We start from the raw sequence: 21,290 nt of genomic DNA on the forward strand, positions 1-21,290 counted from the left end.
CGAACACGCCCTCTTGCGCCTTCGGCCGTCCTGTGCGGTTGCCGGGTCAGACCGGTGGCCAGGGGATGGCCGGCCACTGTCCCGAGGGTTCCGGGTGCCGGCCCGAGGAACGCAGGGCGGCCACCCGGACCCGCAGCGCCGCGAGTTCGGCCGGGGTGATCAGCTCCGCCAGGCGGGCGGCGAGGGGCTCCCCGGGCGCCAGGGAGCCGTCCAGGCGGGCCAGGACCTCCTCCGCCTCCGCGGGAAGGGGCTCGCCGGCCCAGCCCCACAGGAGGGTGCGCAGCTTGTCGTCCACGTGGAAGGTCACGCCGTGATCGATGGCGTACAGCCGGCCGTCCGGCGCGGGCAGCAGGTGCCCGCCCTTGCGGTCGCCGTTGTTGATCACCGCGTCGAGCACGGCGAGCCGCCGCAGCCGTACGTCGTCGGCGTGCACGAGCAGGGCGGTGCGGTCCTCGTCGACCTGGGCGAGCCCGACCGCCCGCCAGCCCTCGCCCGGCTCCTCGCCGTCGACCAGCGCCAGCAGGGAGGCGGACGGATCGCCCTCGATCCACTGCTGGACCATGCCCTGCCCGTACGGGCCGTCCCGCAGGACGGTCGGCGGCACCAGGCCCCAGCCGGTCGCCTCGGACACCTCGTAGGCGGCCACCTCCCGCTGCGCCAGCGTCCCGTCGGGGAAGTCCCACAGGGGCCGCTCCCCCGCGACGGGCTTGTAGACGCAGTCGACTTCCCGGTCCTCGTACGCCACGGAGCACAGCAGCACCGCGTTGGACGCCTCGCGGACCCGGCCCCGGACCGTCAGCTCGCCCTTGGCCAGCAGATCGTGCAGCTCCACCGCCGTCAGGCCCCGCGGCGGTATCCGTTCTGGCGCGGGCATACGTGTCCTTCCGGATCGAGCGGCAGGCTGCACAGCGGGCACGGCGGCCGGCCCGCGTTGACCACGTCGAGGGCACGCTTGGCGAACGCCCTCGCCTGCGCCCCGGTGAGCCGGACCCGCAGCATCGGCGGGCCGTTCTCCTCGTCCTGGAGCAGCCGCTCCTCGGCCTCCGCGAGGTCCTCCTCGGACTCCACGTCCAGCTCGACCAGCGCCTGGGCCTCGACGATCATGCGCTGTTCCTCGCCGTCCCAGGCCAGCGCCATCGTGCCGACCCGGAACTCCTCCTCCACGGGAGAGTCCAGCGGCGCGGTGTCCGTGACGTCGGACGGCGCCACGGCGGGGACCGGGGCGTTGCCCCCGGTGCGCCGCACCACCTCGTCGAGCAGCTCGTCGATCCGCTCGGCGAGCGCGGCCACCTGCGTCTTCTCCAGGGCGACACTGGTGACCCGCCCGCCGGCGGAGGCCTGGAGGAAGAACGTACGGCGGCCAGGCAGCCCGACCGTGCCGGCCACGAAACGCTCCGGTGGGTCATAGAGGAACACCTGACGGGACACGTTCCCTCTCCCTTGCTTCGGTTCGGACGGCGCTACGGCCCGTCCACCCTACTGTGCGATTCGATCACGGTGCTCCCGCGCCGCCGCCCACCTCGGCGGCCTCGCCGCCCGGTTCCTCGCGCGGGATCAGCCCCGCGAAGTCCCCGGTGTCGCCGAGACGCAGAATCGACGGCCTGAGACGGGTGTAACGGATCGCCGTCACGGAACAAGGATCGACATGGATCCGCTGGAACAGATCGAGATGCATCCCGAGTGCGTCGGCGACGAGCGATTTGATGATGTCGCCGTGCGAGCACATCAGATAGACGGCGTCCTCCCCGCTCTCCGCCTCCACGCGCGCGTTCCACTCGCGCACGGCCTCGACGGCACGCGCCTGCATGGCGCGCATCGACTCGCCGCCGGGGAACGCCGCGTTGGACGGGTGCCGCTGGACGACCTCCATCAGGGGCTCGTCGGCGAGCTCGGCGAGCTTGCGCCCGGACCAGTCGCCGTAGTCGCACTCGCCGATGCGCTCGTCGGGGTGCACGGGCAGCCCCGGGCGGGCGTCCAGCAGCGGCTGGAGGGTCTCCCGGCACCGCTGGAGCGGGCTGGTCACGGCCGCCGCGAGCGGCACCCCGGCCAGCCGGCCGGGCAGCGCCGCGGCCTGCGCGGTACCGCGGTCGTCCAGGGCGATCCCGGGCGTCCGGCCCGCGAGCACCCCCGAGGTGTTGGCGGTGGAGCGTCCGTGCCGTACGAGGATCAACGTGGCCATGCCTGCCAGCCTAGGCGGCCCGACGCGTGCGAGGCGCCCGGGGCCGGGGAAGAATACGCGCCGTGATCGTGGACTGTGCCATCTACCGGGACGGGCACCGCAGTGAGGGCCCGTCCGACTTCTCCGACGCGCTCGCGGCGGCCCGGGCCGCCAAGGCGGGTGACTCGTTCCTGTGGATCGGGCTGCACGAACCGACGGAGCAGGAGTTCGATCACGTCTCGGACGAGTTCGCCCTGCACCCGCTGGCCGTGGAGGACGCCCTCAAGGCCCACCAGCGGCCCAAGCTGGAGGTGTACGACGACTCGCTGTTCATGGTCCTCAAGCCGGTCGTGTACGAGCCGGAGACCGACACGGTCAGCACCGGCGAGCTCATGGTCTTCGTGGGCGACTCGTTCGTCGTGACGGTCCGGCACGGCGAGGGCGCGCCCCTGTCCGCCGTCCGCAAGCGGCTGGAGGCGGATCCCGACGTGCTCAGGCACGGGCCGACGTCCGTGCTGTACGCGATCAGCGACGCGGTGGTCGATCACTACATCGAGGTGGCCGGCGAGCTCCAGGTCGACCTGGAGGAGATGGAGACCGAGGTCTTCCAGCCGGCGGGCGGCGACGCCAAGAACACGGCGTCGCGCATCTACATGTTCAAGCGCCAGGTGCTGGAGTTCCGCCGGGCCACCGGCCCGCTGGCGGCGCCCATGGCCCGGCTGGCGGGCGGCGGCGTGCCCTTCGTCAGCGAGCACGCCCAGCCCTTCTTCCGGGACGTCAGCGACCACCTGACGCGCGCCACCGAGCAGGTGGAGGGGCTCGACCGGCTGCTGTCGGACATCCTGTCCGCCCACCTCGCGCAGATGGGCGTGCGGCAGAACGACGACATGCGGAAGATCTCGGCGTGGGCGGCGATGGCCGCGGTGCCCACGATGGTCGCGGGCGTCTACGGCATGAACTTCGACCACATGTGGGAGCTGCACCAGGTGTGGGGCTATCCGGCCGTGATCGTGCTGATGGGGGTGGCGGTCGTCGGCCTGTACCGGCTCTTCAAGCGCCGGGGCTGGCTGTGAGCCGCCGCCCCGGGCCGCTCAGTACGCCGGGGCGGGCTCGGCCGGTCCGCCGAGCGCGTTGCGCCGCTCCGGCATCCTGAGGTCGACCATGCGCCGCCAGCCGCCGGCCCTTTCGTAGGCGTACATGCCCCGGATGCCCAGGGAGAGGGCCGTCCGCTTGGCGGCCGGCCACTTCAGGATGCGGCCCATGTGGTCCATGACGGCCAGGCTGACGTCGCGGTAGACGCCGATCTCGGCGAGAGCGCACTGGCGCAGCGTGCGCTGGATGGCCCGGCCGTGTCCGGCGTACGCGAGGCCCAGCAGCTCCTCGTGGCAGTACGCGAGGTGGTTCTCCTCGTCTTCGCAGATCTGCCGGATGGCCTTGCCGACCTCGGGGTGGTCGCCGAAGAACTTGACGAGCATGTCCATCTGGTCGGCGGCCCGCTGTTCGGTGACCCGGCTGTGCGAGAGGTAGACGAGGATGTCCTCCTCCGTCAGCGGCCGGTCCCGGCGCAGCTTCTCGTGGGCCAGGCCGATGCCGCGCTGCTCCAGCAGCATCGTGTAGTCCGTCTCGGGCGGGACCGGGACCGGCTCCAGGCCGCGCTTCTTGAGCAGGGCGGTGAAGATCCGGCCGTGCTTGTCCTCGTCGGCACCGTGCCGGGTGACCTTGGGGGCGAGGTCGCGCATGCTCTCGGGGAGGAGGGCCGCGATGCGGGCGTTCTCCCAGCCGCCCTGCGCCTCCCCGCTGGCCGCGATGGAACAGAACAGCCGGTAGGAGTCGTCGTTGTCGATGATCTCCTGGAACAGGCTTCGGGCCGACAGCATCAATGCCACCTCCATACGCGCGTGTGTGCGCACTTCCGCGAAGTACCGCGACGAACGAGTCAAATGCCGCAGAAAGGGCGTGGCAACCACATGGGCGCGCAAGTCCGCCGGATGGCGGAGCACCGGGGGCGCCGCGTGGCGAACGGCGCTTCCGGGGAGCCGGATGCGCCGGGGCAGTAACCCCGGAGGGGCGTGGAGCGTTGTGCAGCGTGACGGCCGTGGCGGGGATGACCCCGAGCCCCCACCACGGCCGCAGGCTTGTCCGGAGGCCGGGACGGTCCGGGTGGCGGGGCAGGTCAGTCGACCAGGTTGGCGCGTTCCAGAGCCTCGGTGCCCGCCCGCAGCGCCGCGATCCGCTCGTCCAGCGTGAAGCCGGCCGGGGCGAGGGTGAGGGTGGTGACCCCGGCCGCCGCGTACGCCTGCATCCGGTCGGCGATCCGCTCCACGGAACCCAGCAGAGTCGTCTGGTCGATCAGACGGTGCGGGACGGCGGAGGCGGCGCCTGCCTTGTCCCCGGAGAGGTACTTCTCCTGGATCTCGGCGGCCTCCTTCTCGTACCCCATGCGCTGGGCGAGCTGGTTGTAGAAGTTCTGCTTGCGGCTGCCCATGCCGCCGACGTAGAGCGCGGTGTACGGCCGGAACATGTCGGCGAGCCCGGTGACGTCCTCACCGACGGCGAGCGGGAGGGTCGGGCAGACGTCGAAGCCGTCCATGGTCAGGCCCGCCTTCTCGCGGCCGGCGCGGAGGTACCGGAGCGCGGTGTCCTCCAGGTGCTCGGCGGACGGGAAGATCAGCAGCGCGCCGTCGGCGATCTCGCCGGTCTGCTCCAGGTTCTTCGGGCCGATGGCGGCGATGTAGAGCGGGATGTGCTCGCGCTGCGGGTGGACGGTGAGCTTGATCGGCTTGCCGGGGCCGCCCGGGAGGGGCAGCGTCCAGTGCTCGCCCTCGTGGGTCAGCCGCTCGCGGGCCATCGCCTTGCGCACGATCTCCACGTACTCGCGGGTGCGGGCGAGCGGCTTGTCGAACTTGACGCCGTACCACCCCTCGGAGACCTGCGGGCCCGAGACGCCGAGGCCGAGGCGGAACCGGCCGCCGGAGAGCGAGTCGAGGGTGGCCGCCGTCATGGCGGTCATGGTGGGCTGGCGGGCCGGGATCTGCATGATCGCGGAGCCGATGTCGATGTTCTCGGTCTGGGCGCCGACCCATGCCAGGACGGTCGGGGCGTCGGAGCCGTACGCCTCGGCGGCCCAGCAGACGTCATAGCCGAGGCGGTCCGCCTCCTGGGCGACGGCGAGGTTGTCGCCGTCCATGCCCGCGCCCCAGTAGCCGAGGTTGATGCCGAGCCGCATAGCCGGTCCCCTTACTCGTCGACTCATTTACTGATCAGTAACGATCTGGGTCCGGACTCTAGCGCGCGAGCCCGCGCCCCGACAGGAGGAGGACGGCCCGGCACCGCGTACGGGGTTGTCCACAGGCTCTCTCCGCGTGGGCCTCTGGCCAGTAATCTCGCGGCCATGGAGCAGAGGCATCTCGGCCGTACCGGCCTGCGTGTGTCCCGGATCGGCCTCGGCACCCTGACCTGGGGCCGGGACACCGACGAGCACGACGCGGCGGACCAGCTGAAGGCGTTCTGGGAGGCCGGCGGGACGCTGATCGACACGGCGGACGTGTACGGCGGCGGCGAGGCCGAGTACCTGCTCGGCCGGCTCGTGGAGCGGCTGGTCCCCCGCCGGGACCTCGTCATCGCGACGAAGGCGGGCGGCGTTCCCGACCCGGACCGGCGGGTCGACGGTTCGCGCGGCCATCTGCTCGCGGCGCTCGACGCGTCACTGGACCGGCTCGGCACGGACTACGTGGACCTGTGGCAGGTGCACGCCTTCGACCCGGGGACGCCGCTGGAGGAGACGCTCCAGGCCCTCGACATCGCGGTCACCAGCGGGCGGGCGCGGTACGTGGGCGTGTCCGACTTCTGCGGCTGGCAGCTGGCGAAGGCCGCGACCTGGCAGCTGGCCGCGGGCGGGGCGCGCGCCCGGCTGGCGAGCACGCAGATGGAGTACTCGCTGCTCCAGCGGGGCGTGGAGCGCGAGGTGCTGCCCGCCGCGCTGGACCTGGGCGTCGGGCTGCTCCCGTCCTCGCCGCTGGGGCGGGGGGTGCTGACGGGCAAGTACCGGCACGGCACGCCGTCCGACTCGCGGGGCGCCTCGGACCGGCTCGCGCCGTTCGTCGAGCCGTACCTGGACGACTCGGCGACGCGGATCGTCGACGCGGTGATCACCGCGGCCGACGGGCTCGCGGCCACCCCGGTGCAGGTGGCGCTGGCGTGGGTGCGCGACCGGCCCGGGGTGGCGGCGCCGCTGGTGGGCGCGCGCAACGCGCGGCAGCTCGCGGCCGCGTTGTCAGTGGAGACCCTTAGTCTTCCTGACGAGATCCGCCGGGCGCTCGACGACGTGTCGGCGCCGGTGCACCGCTATCCCGATCAGGACTGGAGCACGCTGTGACCGCGCTTCCCCGGGGGGCAACCCCCGGCCCCCCGGCCGACGACGACCAGGACGCCCCCGCGTCCGCCACCACGTCCGCCACCGCGGAGGGCGGCGGCGTGAGCGGTGAGGACGCGGCCCCGAACCCCCGGGGCGGCGCGGAGGACACTCCCGCCGCCGCGGAGGGCACGGCCCCTGGCACCCCGGAGGACGGCACGCCCGCCGGCGCGGACGCGGACGAGGGCCCGGAGAGCGCGGACGCGGACGGGGGGCCGGAGAGCGCGGACGCGGACGAGGGGCCGGAGGACGCGTCGTCCGGCGATGACGCGGCCACCCCCGGGCCGGCCGGCGGTGCGGAAGCCGGGGCGACGCCGGAGGGCGGCGGCGCCGAGGGCGGCGGCGCCGAGGGCGGCGGCGCCGGAGGGGTGTCCGGGGCGGAGGCCGAGCTGGTGGCGCAGCGGGAGCTGCGAGCGCGTATCGAGCAGCGCAAGGCGGAGAAGGGCGGCCCCATCGAGGCGGGTACCAAGCTGAGCGGTACGGCCGCCGACCTGCTGGCGGCGGTACGCGCGGTGGAGAGCGGCGCGTCGTCCGGCACTGCGCTCTTCGGCTCCCCCGCGCCCGCGCCGCGGCAGGCCGCCCAGACGCCCGTCCCGGCCGCGCGGCCGGCGGCCGGCGCCGAGGTCGTCCGCCCCGCGCGGGTGGCGCCGCCGGAGACGGTCGCGGCGGTACGGGTGGTTCTGGCCGAGGGCGGGGCGCCCGAGGCGCTCGCCGCGCGGGTGGCCGACCTCCTGGGGGACACGGCGGCGGACGTGCTGCGCGAGGACCCCTGGCAGCTGCTGTCGGTGCCGGGCGTGCGCCCGGAGCAGGCCGACGGCTTCGCCCGGGCCCTGCTCGGCGCGGAGTGCGGCCCCGGTGACGAGCGGCGGACGGTAGCGCTCATCGGGTGGGTGCTCCAGCGGGCCGCCCTCCAGGGCCACACGGCGCTGGACGCGGCGGACGTACGGACGGCGCTCGCGGAGCACGCGGTGCCCGCGCCGGAGGAGGCGGTGCGGCACGCGATCGCCGAGGGCGCGGTGCTGGTCTTCCACGACGGGCCGGAGGACAGCGAGGACGAGGCCGGCGAGGAGGAGCCGGCCGGGGCGCGGGACACGGAGCCGCTGCCGGTGCTGCTGGGGCTCGACCGGTACGCGCTGGCGGAGGAGAGCCTCGCCGACGGGCTGGCCCGGCTCGCCCGCAGCGGCCCGGACGCCCGCTGGCGGGAAGCCGCTCCGACCGACCTGATCCGGGCCGTCGCCGAGCACGGACTGGTGGCGCACACGGGCGGTGAGGCGGCGCGGGCCGAGGCGGTCGCCCTGGCCGGAGCCGGGCGCGGGATCGGGCTGCGGACGGCGGTGGCCGCGTACACGGAGAACGGCCGCCGGAGGCTGGGCCCCGACGCCGGCGCGGTGACCGTCGCCGGGCTGCTGGCCGGCACCGACGGGCCGGGACGGGACGAGGACGGGGCCCTCGCGCTGGACCTGCTGGTCGTGCTGGACGCCCCGCAGCTGGACGTCGAGACGGCCGCGATGCTGGTGGAGTCCCTGCCGGACGGGTGCCGTCTGGTGCTCAGCGGCGACCCGGGCGTGCTGTGGTCGGCGGGCGCGGGGCGGGTGTTCGCGGACGTCCTGGCGGCGGGGGCGTGCCCGCAGGTCGCGTCGCGCACGCCGGACCCCGGGCCGGTCGGGGAGCTGGTGTCCGGCATCGGGATCGGTGAGCTGAACCAGGTCGAGGCGCCGGGCAAGGAGGTCGTGATCGTCCCGGTGCGCGACGCCGGCGAGGCGGTGCACCGCACGGTGCAGCTGGTCGCGGACTCGGTGCCGCGCGCGCTCGGCGTGCCGGCCGAGCAGACCCAGGTGATCACCGTCGGCCATGGCGGCGCGGCGGGCACACGGGCGCTCAACGCCGCGCTGAAGCAGCGGCTGAACCCGGGGCCGGGCCGCTTCGGCGGCTTCGACCCGGGCGACCGCGTCGCGTACGCCCCGGCGCCGGGCCGGACCGTGCCGGGCGCCGTGCTCTCGGCGGACGCGGACGGGCTGCACCTGGACTGCGAGGGTGAGCGGGTCGTCGTACCGAAGGACCGGGTCGGGACGGCGGTCCGGCACGGCTGGGCGATGACCGCCCACCAGGCGGTGGGCATGCGGTGGCCGGCGGCGGTGGTCGTGCTGCCCGGGGACGCGGCCGGGGCGCTGGACCGGGCCTGGGTCTACACCGCATTCAGCCGCGGTGAGCGCCACCTGTCGGTGGTCCACGGTGTGGACCAGGCGCTTCCGCGCGCGGTCGCCGAGACGCTCCCCCGGCCGCGCACCACCCGCCTGCGGGCCCTCCTGGAGTCGCTCCTGGCCACCCCGGAGGAGTGACGGCCCACCGGACCCGGCGGTCGGCCGGGTCCCCCGGGACGGCACGAGGCCCCCGCGCGGGCCGCTGGGGCGGTCCTCACGGGGGCCTGGGGGCGGGGCCGGGCCGCGGGCGCCCTCGGCGGGCGCGGCCCGTCGGAGGCGCCCGGGGGGATCAGGCGATGTCCGGGCCGACGGTGTCCGGATCGCCGTGGAACTCGTCCTCGTCGAACACCGCGCTCACGTCGAACCGGCAGATCACCCGGCCCGGGTCCGCCTGGTCGAACGGGGTGCTCAGCCACTCGCCCGGTTCCGGGAGCTCGTCCGCGGCGGCGACCCACAGGGTGGAGTCCCCCTCCTCCAGGCCGAACTCCTTGTGCCGCGACGCGATCTCGTCCGGCTCGAACTCGCCGAACAGCACGCCCAGGGCCGCGTGGACACTCGCCCCCACCACCGCGGCGGCCTGCCCGCCGCCGTCCTCCCGGTCCAGGTCCGCGACGCGCTGCGACTGGGCCAGCAGGCGCTGTGGCTCGACCACCGAGTAGTCGCGGCGGATCAGCACGGTCAGCGCGTTGGGTTCCTCAGGGCCCTCGTAGGGCGGGAGGGAGTCCTCCACGCCGGGGATCTCGAAGGGCGTGACCTCGTCGTAGCGGTCGTAGAGCCGCTCGTCGTAGGCCTCGGCAGCGGTGGCGAGGGCGTTGAAGGCGGCATAGACGGCCGGGTCGTCATCACCCGTGCGGTTCTCGACCGCCTCCAGGTGACGGTCCAGTGCGGCTTTGACCGCCTCGGCGGCGGCACGTACCTCGGCAGCGGTGGGCTGCGCAGCATCAGACATAGTGCAGACGCTATCCGTACCGGGCCGGTGCCCGCACAATAGATGCGATGCCGGAATACGAATTTGTCGACGTGTACGTACCTCGCGGGGTGTCCCGCAAGGAGGCGACCCGTCTGCTGACCGACCATGCCGAGTACGGACACTGGGAGTTGGACCGACTGAGTCTGCACCGGGACGGCAGCCGTCGTGTGCGGCTGCGCCGGCGCATCATCCGTCAGGTGCGCGCCACCTGGTGAGGGTGGCGAGCAGAACGGAGCGGGCCCCGCGATCGCGAGGCCCGCTCCGTCGTGTCCGCGAGGACGGGGACTACGAGGACTGCCGGGCGCGGCGGTAGAGGACCGTGCCCCCGAGCAGCAGGCCCGCGCCCGCCGGGATCAGCATGCCGAGCGGAGCGGCACCGGTGAGCGCCAGCTCGTCATCCGCCTGCGGCGGGGTGACGGTCTGCGGACCGGGCTCGTTGGGCTCGATCGGCGAACCGGGCTGCTCCGGGCTGTCCGGCTTGTCCGGCGTCCCCGGCTTCCCGGGCTCGTCCGGCTCGTCGGGCGTACCGGGCTCGTCCGGGTTCCCGGGGTTGCCGGGCTCATCGGGCTCGTCCGGGTTGCCGGGCTCATCCGGCTTCCCGGGCTCATCCGGCTTGCCCGGCTCGTCCGGGTTCCCGGGGTTGCCCGGGTGGCCGGGCTTGTGCGGGTGACCGTTGGCGCAGCCGTTGCCGAACGACGGGTTGAGCGCGCCGACGACGTCGACGCTGTTGCCGCACGCGTTCACCGGCACGTTGACCGGTGCCTGCACGTTGTTGCCGGACGCGACGCCCGGGGAGTTCGCGGCCACCCCGTTCGCCTTGGCGCCGCTGGACTTGTTGACGCACTTGTTCCCGAACGACGGGTTGAGCGCGCCGACGACGTTCACCGTGTTGCCGCACGCGTTCACCGGCACGCTCACCGGTGCCTGCACGTTGTTCCCGGACGCGACGCCCGGAGAATTCGTCGCCGCCCCGTGGGCGTCGGCGCCGGTGTGCGCCTGGGCGAATCCGCCGCCGAGGGCGAGTACGCCACCCGCGGCCGCCACGATGGTCAGGCCCTTTCGCGAGACCTGTCGCATAGCTGGTTCCCTGCCTTCTAGGCTTCCCGAATACCTCCGGGCACAGCGCCGGGAGGTACGAATGTCCAGCGGCCCCGGAACGCATGGCGCGCGCTCCGGGGCCGGCCGGGCTCAGACCACTGGGGGTCGAGGCTCGACGTCAGTCGTTGATGCAGACGTTCCCGAAAGCCGGGTTCAGCAGACCGATGATGTCCACGGTGTTGCCACAGACGTTGACCGGGATGTGGATGGGAACCTGGACCACATTGCCCGAAATGACACCGGGAGAGCCCACGGCGGCACCGTCCGCATTCGCATCGGCAACGGCCATGCCCGCGCCGGCCAGGACCAGCCCACCGGTGGCGACCGCGACAGCGGCGACCTTCTTGATCATTATTCCTCCTTGTTGGCAATGCGGTCCCAGCCGCGGACCGCATCACTTGTAACGACAGGGAGGTAATCGGGCTACGACCCGATGACGCCGTTCACCCTTTTCGGTCAGATGTGCACACGCGGGCGATTATTGGAGTTTCGTTTCACCTGACTATTCCAGGTAATAGGGCCGGGACCTCAGCTCGCGTCGATGAAGCGGTCCAGCACCCGCACCCCGAATTTCAGGCCCTCCACCGGCACGCGCTCGTCGACCCCGTGGAACATCCCGGCGAAGTCCAGCTCCGGGGGGAGCCGCAGCGGCGCGAAGCCGAAGCAGCGGATGCCCAGGTCGTCGAAGGACTTGGCGTCCGTGCCGCCGGACAGCATGTACGGCACCGCGCGCGCGATCGGGTCCTCCGCCTTGAGCGCGGACTGCATGGCGTCCACCAGGGCACCGTCGAAGTCGGTCTCCAGCGCCTTGTCGGCGTGCACGTCCTCGCGCCGGACCCGCGGCCCGAGCAGCCGGTCGAGGTCGGCCAGGAACTCCTCCTCGTACCCCGGGAGGAAGCGCCCGTCCACGTGCGCGGTCGCCTGACCGGGGATGACGTTGACCTTGTACCCGGCGCCGAGCATGGTCGGAGCCGCCGAATTGCGCAGGGTCGCGCCGATCATCTTGGCGATGCCGCCCAGCTTGGCGAGCGTGGCGTCCATGTCCTCCGGGTCCAGCGGCGTGCCGAGCGCGTCGGACAGCTCGTCGAGGAACGACCGCACCGTCTTGGTCACCCTCACCGGCCAGGTGTGCCGGCCGAGCCTGCCCACCGCCTCGCACAGCTCCGTGATGGCGTTGTCCGTGTTGGTCATCGAACCGTGACCCGCGGTGCCGTCCACGGTGAGCCGCATCCAGTGCATGCCCTTCTGGGCGGTCTCCACCAGGTACAGGCGCAGGTTCTCGTTGACGGTGAAGGAGAAGCCGCCGACCTCGCCGATCGCCTCCGTGACGCCCTCGAAGAGGTCCGGGTGCTTGTCCACGAGGTGGCGGGCGCCGTACGTACCGCCCGCCTCCTCGTCGGCGAGGAAGGCCAGCACGATGTCGCGAGGGGGCTTGCGCCCGCTGCGCAGCCGGTCCCGTACGACCGCGAGGGTCATGGCGTCCATGTCCTTCATGTCGACCGCGCCCCGGCCCCAGACGCAGCCGTCCGCGATCTCGCCGGAGAAGGGGTGGTGCGTCCAGTCGTCCGCGTTGGCCGGGACGACGTCGGTGTGGCCGTGGATCAGCAGCGCGGGCCGGGAGGGGTCCTCGCCCTCGATCCGCGCCACGGTCGAGGCACGCCCCTTGTGCGACTCGATGATCCTCGGTTCGAGACCCACTTCGGCGAGCTTCTCGGCGACGTACTCGGCGGCCGCCCGCTCCCCCGGACCCGAGTGGTCGCCGTAGTTGCTGGTGTCGATCCGGATGAGGTCGCGGCAGAGGTCGGTGACCTCGTCCTCGCCCGTGACGGTGGCGGTTCGCGCCGTGCTCGACTCGCTCACGCTGGTTCCTCCCGCGTAGCTGCTGCTGGGTCCTCCCATCCTGCCTCCTCCCCCGTCGGGGGTGGGGGCGTGATCGGGCACTCCCAATGTTTGCTATGGTTTTCCACGTCGGAACGGCCACGGGCCGCGAGACAGACACCTTGTCCGGGTGGCGGAATGGCAGACGCGCTAGCTTGAGGTGCTAGTGCCCTTTATCGGGCGTGGGGGTTCAAGTCCCCCCTCGGACACAGCGGGAAGCGCGGGTTCGGTCGGCAGACCGGGCCCGCGCTTCCGTGTGTCCGGGCGTCGCATAGGCTCGGCCGCACGATGAAGAACACTGCCGATCCGCTGGAGCCCAAGGCCGACAAGGACACCGTGCGGCGGCACAACCTGAGCCTGGTGCTGCGGGCCGTCCACGACGAGGGCGAGGCGACCCGGGCGGCCGTCGCGGCGCGGGTGGGGCTGACGCGGGCGGCGGTGTCGTCGCTGGTGGAGCAACTGCTCGCCGGAGGGTTCCTCACCGAGCAGGGCAAGACGTTCAGCGGGCAGGCGGGACGGCCCGGGACCGCGCTGCGGGTGGCGCGCACGGGGCCGGCCGGGCTCGGCGTCGAGGTCAACATCGACTACGTCTCCGTCTGCGTCGTCGACCTGGCCGGCAGCGACCGGGTGCGGCTCACCGAACACGTGGACAACCGGGGGGTCGCCCCCGCCGAGGTGCTGGAGCGGGCCGCGCGGATCGCGGCGCGGACGCTCACCTCGGCGGCCGGGCAGGACCTGCACCCGGCCGGGGCGCGGCTCGCGCTGCCGGGCCTGGTGTCCGGCGGCACCGTGCGCCAGGCCCCGAACCTCGGCTGGAACCGGGTCGCCGCGGAAACACTGTTCGCGCGTGCGCTGGGCGCGCTGCGTCCCGGGCGGCCGGCGCCGGCGGTGGGGTCGGACAACGAGGCGAACGCGGCGGCCCTGGCGGAGCTGTGGTTCGGCGTGGGCGCCGGGCCGGAACGGGTGCGCGGCTTCCTGTACCTCAGCGGCGAGATCGGGGTGGGCGGCGCCGTCGTCGTGGACGGTGAGCTGATGCGCGGGGCGCACGGGTTCGCCGGGGAGATCGGGCACGCCGTGGCCGACGCGGAGGGCCCGCGGTGCCGGTGCGGTTCGCGCGGGTGCCTGGAGCAGTACGCCGGCCAGGCCGCGCTGTTGCGGGGCGCGGGCCTCGACGAGACGGCGGGCATGCCGGGAGTGGCGGAGTTGGAACGGCGTGCCCGCGCCGGTGACGCCCGGACGGTGGCGGCGCTGGAGCGGGCCGGGCGGATGCTGGGGCTCGTGCTGTCCGGGGCGGTGAACCTGCTGGACCCGGAGGCCGTGGTGCTGGGCGGGATCTACCGGCCGCTGATGCCGTGGCTGGGACCGGCGGTGGACCGGGAACTGACCCTGCGGGTCGTGTCGGGGCTGTGGCCGGAGGGCAGCGGGCGGCTGCGGGCCTCCTCGTCCTCGGGCGACGCGGCCCGGGGCGCCGCGGCGGCGGTGGTGCGGGGCGTCGTCGCCGACCCGGCGGGATACGCGGTACGCGCGGTGCGGTGACGTCCCGCCGCGGCACCCACGCCCCGCGCGCCGGTGCCGCGGGGGCCGCCCCGGGGCGAGGGCCCCGGGGCGAGGGCTCAGCGGGTGGCGAGGAGGTGGTCCAGCGCCAGCTGGTCGAGGCGCTCGAAGCACATGGAGCGGGCCGCCGCCGCCTCGGGGTCGAACGTGTCGTACGCGGAGGCGTCCGCCAGCAGGGACGCGAGGCCGTCCGCGGCGGTGGGGCGGGCCAGGTCGGGGAGGCGGGAGGCCGCGAGGGCCTCCTGGACCTCGGGGTCGGCGCGGAAGGCGGCGGCGCGCTCCTTGAGGATGAGGTAGTTGCGCATGCAGTTCTTCGCGGACTCCCAGACGCCGTCGAAGCCGTCGGTGCGCACCGGCTTGAAGTCGAAGTGGCGCGGTCCGTCGTAGCCCGCGCTCTCCAGGAGGTCGACGAGCCAGAAGGCCTGCCGGAGGTCGCCCGCGCCGAAGCGGAAGTCCTGGTCGTACTTGATGCCGGACTGGCCGTTGAGGTCGATGTGGAAGAGCTTGCCCGCCCACAGCGCCTGCGCGATGCCGTGCGGGAAGTTGAGGCCCGCCATCTGTTCGTGGCCGACCTCCGGGTTGACGCCGACCAGGTCGGGGCGCTCCAGGCGCTCGATGAAGGCGAGGGCGTGGCCGATGGTGGGCAGCAGGATGTCGCCGCGCGGCTCGTTGGGCTTGGGCTCGATCGCGAAGCGCAGGTCGTAGCCCTGTTCGGTGACGTACTGGCCGAGGAGGTCGAACGCCTCCTTCATCCGGTCGAGGGCGGCGCGCACGTCCTTGGCGGCGCCCGACTCCGCGCCCTCCCGGCCGCCCCACGCCACGTACACGCCGGCGCCGAGCTCGACCGCGAGGTCGATGTTGCGGATCGTCTTGCGCAGCGCGTAGCGGCGGACGTCGCGGTCGTTGGCGGTGAAGGCACCGTCCTTGAAGACCGGGTGGGTGAACAGGTTGGTGGTGGCCATCGGCACCTTCATGCCGGTGCGGTCCAGCGCGTCGCGGAACCGCTTGACCACCGCCTCGCGCTCGGAGTCGGAGGACCCGAAGGGGATCAGGTCGTCGTCGTGGAACGTCACGCCGTACGCGCCGAGGGCGGCCAGGCGCTCGACGGATTCGACGGGGTCGAGCGCGGGGCGGGTCGCGGTGCCGAAGGGGTCGACCCCCTGCCAGCCCACGGTCCACAGCCCGAAGGTGAACCTGTCCTCGGGGGTGGGGATGAAGCGTTCCGACATGTGCGGCCTCCAGGTCTATTTGTTTTCTGACATTACTAATACGCTACGGACGGCCCTTCGCCAAGAAGCTGAGAGGTATCGAGATGCAGTCGTCCCCGGCCGTGATCGGCGTGGACAGCTCCACCCAGTCCACCAAGGCGGTCCTGGTGGACGCCGCTTCCGGGCAGGTGCTGGCCATGGGCCGGGCCGCCCACACGGTGAGCGGTGACGCCGGGGCGCGGGAGAGCGACCCCGAGCAGTGGTGGCGGGCGCTCGCCGAGGCCGTCGCCGGGGCGCTGGCGGGCTTCGACGCCCGCGTGGTCACCGGCATCGCCGTGGCCGGCCAGCAGCACGGCCTGGTCGTCCTGGACGGCGCCGGGCGACCGCTGCGCCCCGCCCTGCTGTGGAACGACACCCGTTCCGCGCCCCAGGCCGCCGCCCTCACCGACAGGCTCGGCGCCGACGGCTGGCTGGCCCGTACCGGTTCCGTACCGGTGGCGTCCATGACGGCCGGCAAGTGGGAGTGGCTGCGGGAGCACGAGCCGCGTACCGCCGAGGCCGCCGCGGCCGTGCGCCTCCCCCACGACTTCCTCACCGAGCGGCTCGGCGGGACGGCCGCGACCGACCCCGGCGACGCGTCCGGCACCTGCTGGTACAACACCGCGACCGGCGGCTACGACCCCGGGCTGCTCGACCTGCTGGGGCTGGACCCCGCCCGTCTCCCGGCCGTCGCCCCGACCGGCGCCACCCGCGTCGGGTCGCTGACCGCCCGGGCGGCCCGGGAACTGGGCCTGCCGGAGGGCATCGCCGTCGCCGCGGGCACCGGGGACAACATGGCCGCCGCCGTGGGGCTCGGGCTGGGCGGCCGGGGTCTGCTCGACCACCCGGTGGTCTCCCTGGGCACGTCCGGCACGGTCTTCGCGGCCACCCGGACCCGGCCGGCGACGGCGGCGCTCGCCGGCTTCGCCGCCACCGACGGCACGTACCTCCCTCTCGGCTGCACGCTCAACTGCACGCTGGCCGTCGACAAGGTCGCCGCGCTGCTGGGCCTGGACCGCGAGGACGCCGTCCCCGGCGGGGAGGCCGTCCTGCTGCCGTACCTGGACGGCGAGCGCACCCCCGACCTGCCCGGCGCCTCGGGGCTGCTCACCGGGCTGCGCCACACCACCACCCGGCAGCAGCTGCTGGGGGCCGCCTACGAGGGCGCCGCGTTCAGCGTGCTGCGGGCCCTCGACGAGCTGCCGCGCGTGAGCGGGGACGTACCGCTGCGGCTGATCGGCGGCGGCGCCCGGGGGCGGACCTGGGTGGAGACGGTGCGCCGGCTCTCCGGGCGGGCCGTCGTCCTGCCCCGTACCGCCGAGCTCGTCGCCCTGGGGGCCGCGGCCCTGGCGGCGGGCGCCGCGTCCGGGGAGGACGCGGTGGCCGTCGCGGCCGCGTGGGGCGGCGGCGAGGGCGAGACCCTGCCCCCGCTGGAGCGCGACCGTGCCGCCTGGGACCGGATCGCCGCCGTGCTGCCCGCCTACGACGCGCTGGAGCGCCGGTGACCTGGGCGGATACCGTGGGGCGGTGAGACGCAGGACCAGGCCCCCGCAGGCCCCGCTGCCGCAGCGCGCCGGGATCGACCCGGTGCGGCTGCGGCTGCCCGCCGACCCCGAGGGGGCGTGGCCGACCGTCCGTGACCACCTGCTCGGGCGGTACGCGGGGGCGATCGGCGCCGACCGGGTGGACGCGATGCTGGCGGCCGGCCGGTTCGTCGGGGCGGACGGGGCGCCGGTCGGTCCGCGCGAGGCGTACGCGCCGGGGCGCTACGTGTGGTTCCACCGGGACTTCCCGCCGGAGGAACGGGTGCCGTTCGAGGTGGGGATCGTCCACCGGGACGAGCGGATCGTGGTGGCCGACAAGCCGCACTTCCTGGCGACGACGCCGCGCGGGCGGCATGTCACGGAGACGGCGCTGGCGCGGCTGCGGCGGGACCTCGGCCTGCCGGAGTTGCAGCCGGCGCACCGGCTGGACCGGCTGACGGCGGGGCTCGCGCTGTTCGTGGTGCGGCCCGGGGACCGGGGCGCGTACCAGGCGCTGTTCCGGGACCGCCGGGTGCGCAAGGAGTACGAGGCGGTGGCCGCGTACGATCCGGGGCTCGCGCTGCCCGTGACCGTACGCAGCCGGATCGTCAAGGAGCGGGGCGTGCTCGCGGCGCGGGAGGAGCCGGGCGAGCCGAACAGCGAGAGCCGTGTCGAGCTGCTGGAGCACCGGGACGGGCTCGGCCGGTACCGGCTGGTGCCGGCGACCGGCCAGACCCATCAGCTCCGGGTGCACATGGCCCGTCTGGGGGTGCCGATCCTGCACGATCCGCTGTACCCCGTGGTGCGGGAGGACGGGCCGGAGGACTACACGCGTCCGCTGCAACTGCTGGCGCGGAGGCTGGAGTTCACCGACCCGGTCACGGGCGTGCCGATGCGGTTCGTCAGCGGGCTGGCGCTCAGTGGCCTCGGGTGACCCACTCCTGGAGGTGCGGGGCCTCGGCGCCGATCGTGGTGGTGTCCCCGTGTCCCGTGCGGACCACCGTCTCCGGCGGCAGGGTGAGCAGCCGGTCCCGGATCGAGTCGATGATCGTCGGGAAGTGGGAGAAGGACCGGCCGGTGGCGCCCGGGCCGCCGGCGAAGAGCGTGTCGCCGGTGAAGACGGAGCCCAGGTCCGGCGCGTACAGGCTCACCGCGCCGGGCGCGTGACCCGGCGTGTGCAGGACGGTGAGGTCGGCTCCCGCGATGGTGAGGGTCTGGCCGTCGGCAAGTTCGCCGTCCGGGTGGCTGTCGGGGTGGGTCAGCTTCCACAGCGGCAGGTCGTCGGGGTGCAGCAGGATGCGGGCGCCGGTGGCGGCGGCGAGCGCCGGGGCGGCGTCGATGTGGTCGTTGTGGGCGTGCGTGCAGACGATGGCCCGCAGCGTACGGCCGTCGAGGGCGGCCAGGATGGCGTCGGCGTCGTGCGCGGCGTCGATGACGATCGCCTCCGCGCCGTCCCCCACGATCCACACGTTGTTGTCGACGTCCCAGGTGCCGCCGTCCAGCGAGAAGGTGCCGGAGGTGACGAGGCGCTCGATGCGGGCGGTCATCCGAAGACCACCACCGAACGCAGCACGTCGCCCTCGTGCATCCGCGCGAACGCCTTCTCGACGTCGCCCAGGCCGATCGTCTCGGTGACGAAGGCGCCCAGGTCGATGCGGCCCTGCTGGTGCAGGTCGATGAGCATGGGGAAGTCCCGGGAGGGCAGGCAGTCGCCGTACCAGGAGGACTTCAGGGCGCCGCCGCGTCCGAAGACGTCGAGGAGCGGCAGCTCCAGCTTCATCCCGGGCGTCGGTACGCCGACGAGGACGACCGTGCCGGCGAGGTCACGGGCGTAGAACGCCTGCTGATAGGTCTCGGGGCGGCCGACCGCCTCGATGACGACGTCCGCGCCGAACCCGTCGGTCAGTTCGCGGATCGCCTCGACCGGGTCGGCGGTCCGGGAGTCGACGGTGTGGGTGGCGCCCATGGACCGGGCGGTCTCCAGCTTGCGGTCGTCGATGTCGACGGCGATGATCCGCGCCGCGCCCGCCAGGCGGGAGCCCACGATGGCCGCGTCGCCGACGCCGCCGCAGCCGATCACGGCGACCGAGTCGCCCCGGCCGACCTGGCCGGTATTGATCGCCGCGCCGATGCCGGCCATCACGCCGCAGCCCAGCAGGCCGGCGATCTCGGGGGCGACGGCCGGGTCGACCTTGGTGCACTGGCCGGCGGCGACGAGCGTCTTCTCGGCGAAGGCGCCGATGCCGAGGGCCGGCGACAGTTCCGTGCCGTCCTCCAGGGTCATCCTCTGCCGGGCGTTGTGGGTGTCGAAGCAGTACCAGGGCCTGCCGCGGCGACAGGCCCGGCACTTCCCGCACACGGCCCGCCAGTTGAGGATCACGAAGTCGCCGGGCGTGACGTCGGTGACGCCCTCGCCCACCGCTTCGACGACGCCCGCGGCCTCGTGACCGAGGAGGAACGGGAAGTCGTCGTTGATGCCGCCCTGCTTGTAGTGCAGGTCGGTGTGGCAGACCCCGCAGGCCTGGATCGCCACGACGGCTTCGCCGGGGCCGGGGTCCGGCACCAGGATGGTCTCCACGCGCACGGGTTCGTTCTTCCCCGGGGCGATGACCCCTTTGACCTGCTGTGCCATCGTGGCTCTTCCCTTCGTGGTGCGGATGTCCGGCACCACTATTCCGGTCCCGGGTGCCTGCCGGGGTGCATATTCGGCCGCGTGCGCGACGCCCCCGCCGGACGGGTGTCCGGCGGGGGCGTCGTGGCCCGCCCCGCGGGTCAGTCCCGCGGCTGCGGGGCCGCCAGCGCGTTGACCCGCCTGCGGACGGCGAACCAGCCGCCGACGAGCAGAGCCGCGATCAGCGGCAGGCAGTTCACCGTGTACCGGCCGACGCCACCGCCCCACCACATCAGGAACAGGACGGAGACCAGGAACACCAGCGTGACGATCTGGGTGTACGGGGCCCAGGGCAGCTTGTAGGACGGGCGGGTGACCCTGCCCTCCTTGGAGCGGGACCAGAAGAGCAGCGAGCAGAGCATGATCATGCCCCAGGTGCCGAGGATGCCGATCGAGGCGAGGTTCAGCACGATCTCGAACGCCTCGCCGGGCATGACGTAGTTCAGCACGACGCCCAGGACGCCGAAGCCCGCGGTGAGCAGGATGCCTCCGTAGGGCACCTGGCCCTTGTTCATGCGGGCGGTGAACTTGGGCGCGGAGCCGGCCATGGCCATCGAGCGCAGGATGCGGCCGGTGGAGTACAGGCCGGAGTTGAGGCTGGACAGGGCGGCGGTGAGCACGACCAGGTTCATGATGTGGGACGTGCCCGGGATGCCGAGCTTGTCGAAGACGGTGACGAAGGGGCTCTGGTCGCCGGTGAAGGAGGTGTACGGCAGGAGCAGCGAGAGCAGCACGACCGAGCCGACGTAGAACAGGCCCACGCGCCACATGATCGAGTTGATCGCCTTCGGCATGATCTTCTCGGGGTTCTTGGTCTCACCCGCGGCGACGCCGACCAGCTCGACGGAGGCGTAGGCGAAGACGACGCCCTGGACGACCAGCAGCATCGGCAGCATGCCCATCGGGAACATGCCGCCGTTGTCGGTGAGGGTGGCGAGGCCCGGGGTGTGGCCGCCGACCTCGTGCTGGGTCACCACCAGGAAGATGCCGACGCACATGAAGATCACCAGTGCGGCGACCTTGATGATCGCGAACCAGAACTCCATCTCGCCGAAGTACTTCACCGAGATCAGGTTCGCGGTGAGGACCACGGCGAGCGCGATCATGGCGAGCACCCACTGCGGGACGTCGCTGAACAGCGACCAGTAGTGCGCGAAGACCGCCGCCGCGGTGATGTCGGCCACGGCGGTGGTCGACCAGTTCAGGAAGTACAGCCAGCCGGCCGTGTAGGCGCCCTTCTCGCCCATGAACTCACGGGCGTACGAGACGAACGCGCCGGAGGACGGGCGGTAGAGCACCAGCTCACCGAGGGCCCGGACGACGAAGAAGGCGAAGACACCGCAGACGGCGTACGCGATCGCGAGGGAGGGGCCGGCGCCCGCCAGGCGGCCGCCGGCGCCGAGGAAGAGGCCGGTGCCTATCGCGCCACCGATGGCGATCATGTTGACGTGGCGGGACTTGAGGTCCTTGCTGTAACCGGCGTCACCGGCGTCGATGTGGGGGGCGCCCGTCGCCGCCGGGGCACCGGGGCTCAGGGTGTCGGCCGCAGGCATGGTGCGGTCACTCATCTGGAAGTCGC

The 21,290-nt window shown here is 73.5% G+C and carries 20 protein-coding genes and 1 tRNA gene; 8 read left to right on the forward strand and 13 right to left on the reverse strand.

Going from position 1 to position 21,290, the window contains the following annotated elements:
• Nucleotides 1-46 precede the first annotated feature (46 nt).
• The 3 genes from IE109_RS24740 to IE109_RS24750 all read right to left on the reverse strand — a co-directional run bounded on the left by IE109_RS24740 (nt 47) and on the right by IE109_RS24750 (nt 2,179).
• On the reverse strand, nt 47-874 hold the full coding sequence (locus tag IE109_RS24740; protein WP_189553450.1) for an SCO1664 family protein: 828 nt from the start codon (nt 872-874) through the stop codon (nt 47-49).
• Nucleotides 838-1,428, reverse strand: coding sequence for a DUF3090 domain-containing protein (locus tag IE109_RS24745; protein WP_084897554.1), 591 nt, complete (start codon nt 1,426-1,428; stop codon nt 838-840). Before IE109_RS24745 ends, IE109_RS24740 begins: the two co-directional genes overlap by 37 nt.
• A 64-nt stretch (nt 1,429-1,492) precedes the next feature.
• Nucleotides 1,493-2,179 carry a histidine phosphatase family protein gene (locus IE109_RS24750; RefSeq protein ID WP_189553452.1) on the reverse strand — a complete coding sequence of 229 codons (687 nt, stop codon included), beginning with the start codon at nt 2,177-2,179 and terminating at the stop codon, nt 1,493-1,495.
• A 53-nt stretch (nt 2,180-2,232) separates the two neighbouring features.
• On the opposite strand from IE109_RS24750, the gene corA reads away from it, so the two are divergent.
• On the forward strand, nt 2,233-3,231 hold the full coding sequence (gene corA / locus IE109_RS24755) for a magnesium/cobalt transporter CorA (protein ID WP_189553669.1): 999 nt from the start codon (nt 2,233-2,235) through the stop codon (nt 3,229-3,231).
• Nucleotides 3,232-3,249: 18 nt separating this feature from the next.
• Here corA and IE109_RS24760 read toward each other — a convergent pair whose 3' ends face one another.
• On the reverse strand, nt 3,250-4,035 hold the full coding sequence (locus IE109_RS24760) for a ferritin-like domain-containing protein (RefSeq protein ID WP_189553670.1): 786 nt from the start codon (nt 4,033-4,035) through the stop codon (nt 3,250-3,252).
• A gap of 296 nt (nt 4,036-4,331) precedes the next feature.
• The gene (locus tag IE109_RS24765) at nt 4,332-5,384 is read right to left on the reverse strand and encodes an LLM class F420-dependent oxidoreductase (protein ID WP_189553454.1); all 1,053 of its coding nucleotides are present in this window, start codon (nt 5,382-5,384) and stop codon (nt 4,332-4,334) included.
• Nucleotides 5,385-5,549: 165 nt separating this feature from the next.
• Here IE109_RS24765 and IE109_RS24770 point away from each other — a divergent pair, with 165 nt between their 5' ends.
• Together IE109_RS24770 and IE109_RS24775 are read left to right on the forward strand one after the other, a co-directional pair.
• Complete coding sequence (locus IE109_RS24770) at nt 5,550-6,533, forward strand: aldo/keto reductase (RefSeq protein WP_189553456.1); 984 nt, start codon at nt 5,550-5,552, stop codon at nt 6,531-6,533.
• Nucleotides 6,530-8,908: a helix-hairpin-helix domain-containing protein gene (locus tag IE109_RS24775; RefSeq protein ID WP_189553458.1), complete on the forward strand. Its 2,379-nt coding sequence runs from the start codon at nt 6,530-6,532 to the stop codon at nt 8,906-8,908. The genes IE109_RS24770 and IE109_RS24775 overlap by 4 nt, the downstream gene beginning before the upstream one ends.
• A 151-nt stretch (nt 8,909-9,059) precedes the next feature.
• Here the strand turns inward: IE109_RS24775 and IE109_RS24780 are convergent, their stop codons facing one another.
• Entirely contained in the window at nt 9,060-9,719 is a 660-nt protein-coding gene (locus IE109_RS24780) for a hypothetical protein (protein ID WP_189553460.1), read from the reverse strand.
• Between the two features lie 47 nt (nt 9,720-9,766).
• On the opposite strand from IE109_RS24780, the gene IE109_RS24785 reads away from it, so the two are divergent.
• Nucleotides 9,767-9,955, forward strand: a complete 189-nt coding sequence (locus IE109_RS24785; RefSeq protein ID WP_005319466.1) for a DUF5703 family protein — start codon at nt 9,767-9,769, stop codon at nt 9,953-9,955.
• 70 nt (nt 9,956-10,025) lie between these two features.
• On the opposite strand, the gene IE109_RS24790 is transcribed toward IE109_RS24785, so the two are convergent.
• From IE109_RS24790 to IE109_RS24800, 3 genes are all read right to left on the reverse strand, one after another.
• Complete coding sequence (locus IE109_RS24790; protein WP_189553462.1) at nt 10,026-10,817, reverse strand: chaplin; 792 nt, start codon at nt 10,815-10,817, stop codon at nt 10,026-10,028.
• Between the two features lie 139 nt (nt 10,818-10,956).
• Entirely contained in the window at nt 10,957-11,190 is a 234-nt protein-coding gene (locus IE109_RS24795; protein ID WP_189553464.1) for a chaplin, read from the reverse strand.
• A 176-nt stretch (nt 11,191-11,366) separates the two neighbouring features.
• Nucleotides 11,367-12,698 (reverse strand): M20/M25/M40 family metallo-hydrolase, encoded by a 1,332-nt coding sequence (locus IE109_RS24800; protein ID WP_189553466.1) that lies wholly within the window; start codon nt 12,696-12,698, stop codon nt 11,367-11,369.
• Nucleotides 12,699-12,840: 142 nt separating this feature from the next.
• Here IE109_RS24800 and IE109_RS24805 point away from each other — a divergent pair.
• Both IE109_RS24805 and IE109_RS24810 read left to right on the forward strand, forming a co-directional pair.
• Nucleotides 12,841-12,925: transfer RNA gene (locus IE109_RS24805), tRNA-Leu, on the forward strand.
• Nucleotides 12,926-13,004: 79 nt separating this feature from the next.
• Entirely contained in the window at nt 13,005-14,252 is a 1,248-nt protein-coding gene (locus tag IE109_RS24810; protein ID WP_189553468.1) for an ROK family protein, read from the forward strand.
• Nucleotides 14,253-14,329: 77 nt separating this feature from the next.
• Here the strand turns inward: IE109_RS24810 and xylA are convergent, their stop codons facing one another.
• Nucleotides 14,330-15,499, reverse strand: coding sequence for a xylose isomerase (xylA, locus tag IE109_RS24815; protein WP_189553470.1), 1,170 nt, complete (start codon nt 15,497-15,499; stop codon nt 14,330-14,332).
• A gap of 83 nt (nt 15,500-15,582) precedes the next feature.
• On the opposite strand from xylA, the gene xylB reads away from it, so the two are divergent.
• Nucleotides 15,583-17,022 carry a xylulokinase gene (xylB, locus tag IE109_RS24820; protein WP_189553472.1) on the forward strand — a complete coding sequence of 480 codons (1,440 nt, stop codon included), beginning with the start codon at nt 15,583-15,585 and terminating at the stop codon, nt 17,020-17,022.
• A gap of 22 nt (nt 17,023-17,044) precedes the next feature.
• On the forward strand, nt 17,045-17,974 hold the full coding sequence (locus IE109_RS24825) for an RluA family pseudouridine synthase (protein ID WP_189553474.1): 930 nt from the start codon (nt 17,045-17,047) through the stop codon (nt 17,972-17,974).
• Here the strand turns inward: IE109_RS24825 and IE109_RS24830 are convergent.
• From IE109_RS24830 to IE109_RS24840, 3 genes are all read right to left on the reverse strand, one after another.
• Nucleotides 17,958-18,587 (reverse strand): MBL fold metallo-hydrolase, encoded by a 630-nt coding sequence (locus IE109_RS24830; protein WP_189553476.1) that lies wholly within the window; start codon nt 18,585-18,587, stop codon nt 17,958-17,960. The genes IE109_RS24825 and IE109_RS24830 overlap by 17 nt on opposite strands.
• Nucleotides 18,584-19,672, reverse strand: a complete 1,089-nt coding sequence (locus IE109_RS24835; protein WP_189553478.1) for an S-(hydroxymethyl)mycothiol dehydrogenase — start codon at nt 19,670-19,672, stop codon at nt 18,584-18,586. Before IE109_RS24835 ends, IE109_RS24830 begins: the two co-directional genes overlap by 4 nt.
• A 140-nt stretch (nt 19,673-19,812) precedes the next feature.
• Nucleotides 19,813-21,279, reverse strand: coding sequence for an amino acid permease (locus IE109_RS24840; protein WP_189553480.1), 1,467 nt, complete (start codon nt 21,277-21,279; stop codon nt 19,813-19,815).
• Nucleotides 21,280-21,290: the final 11 nt, after the last annotated feature.

The organism is Streptomyces lavendofoliae (genome assembly GCF_014649735.1).
GTDB lineage: Bacteria > Actinomycetota > Actinomycetes > Streptomycetales > Streptomycetaceae > Streptomyces > Streptomyces lavendofoliae.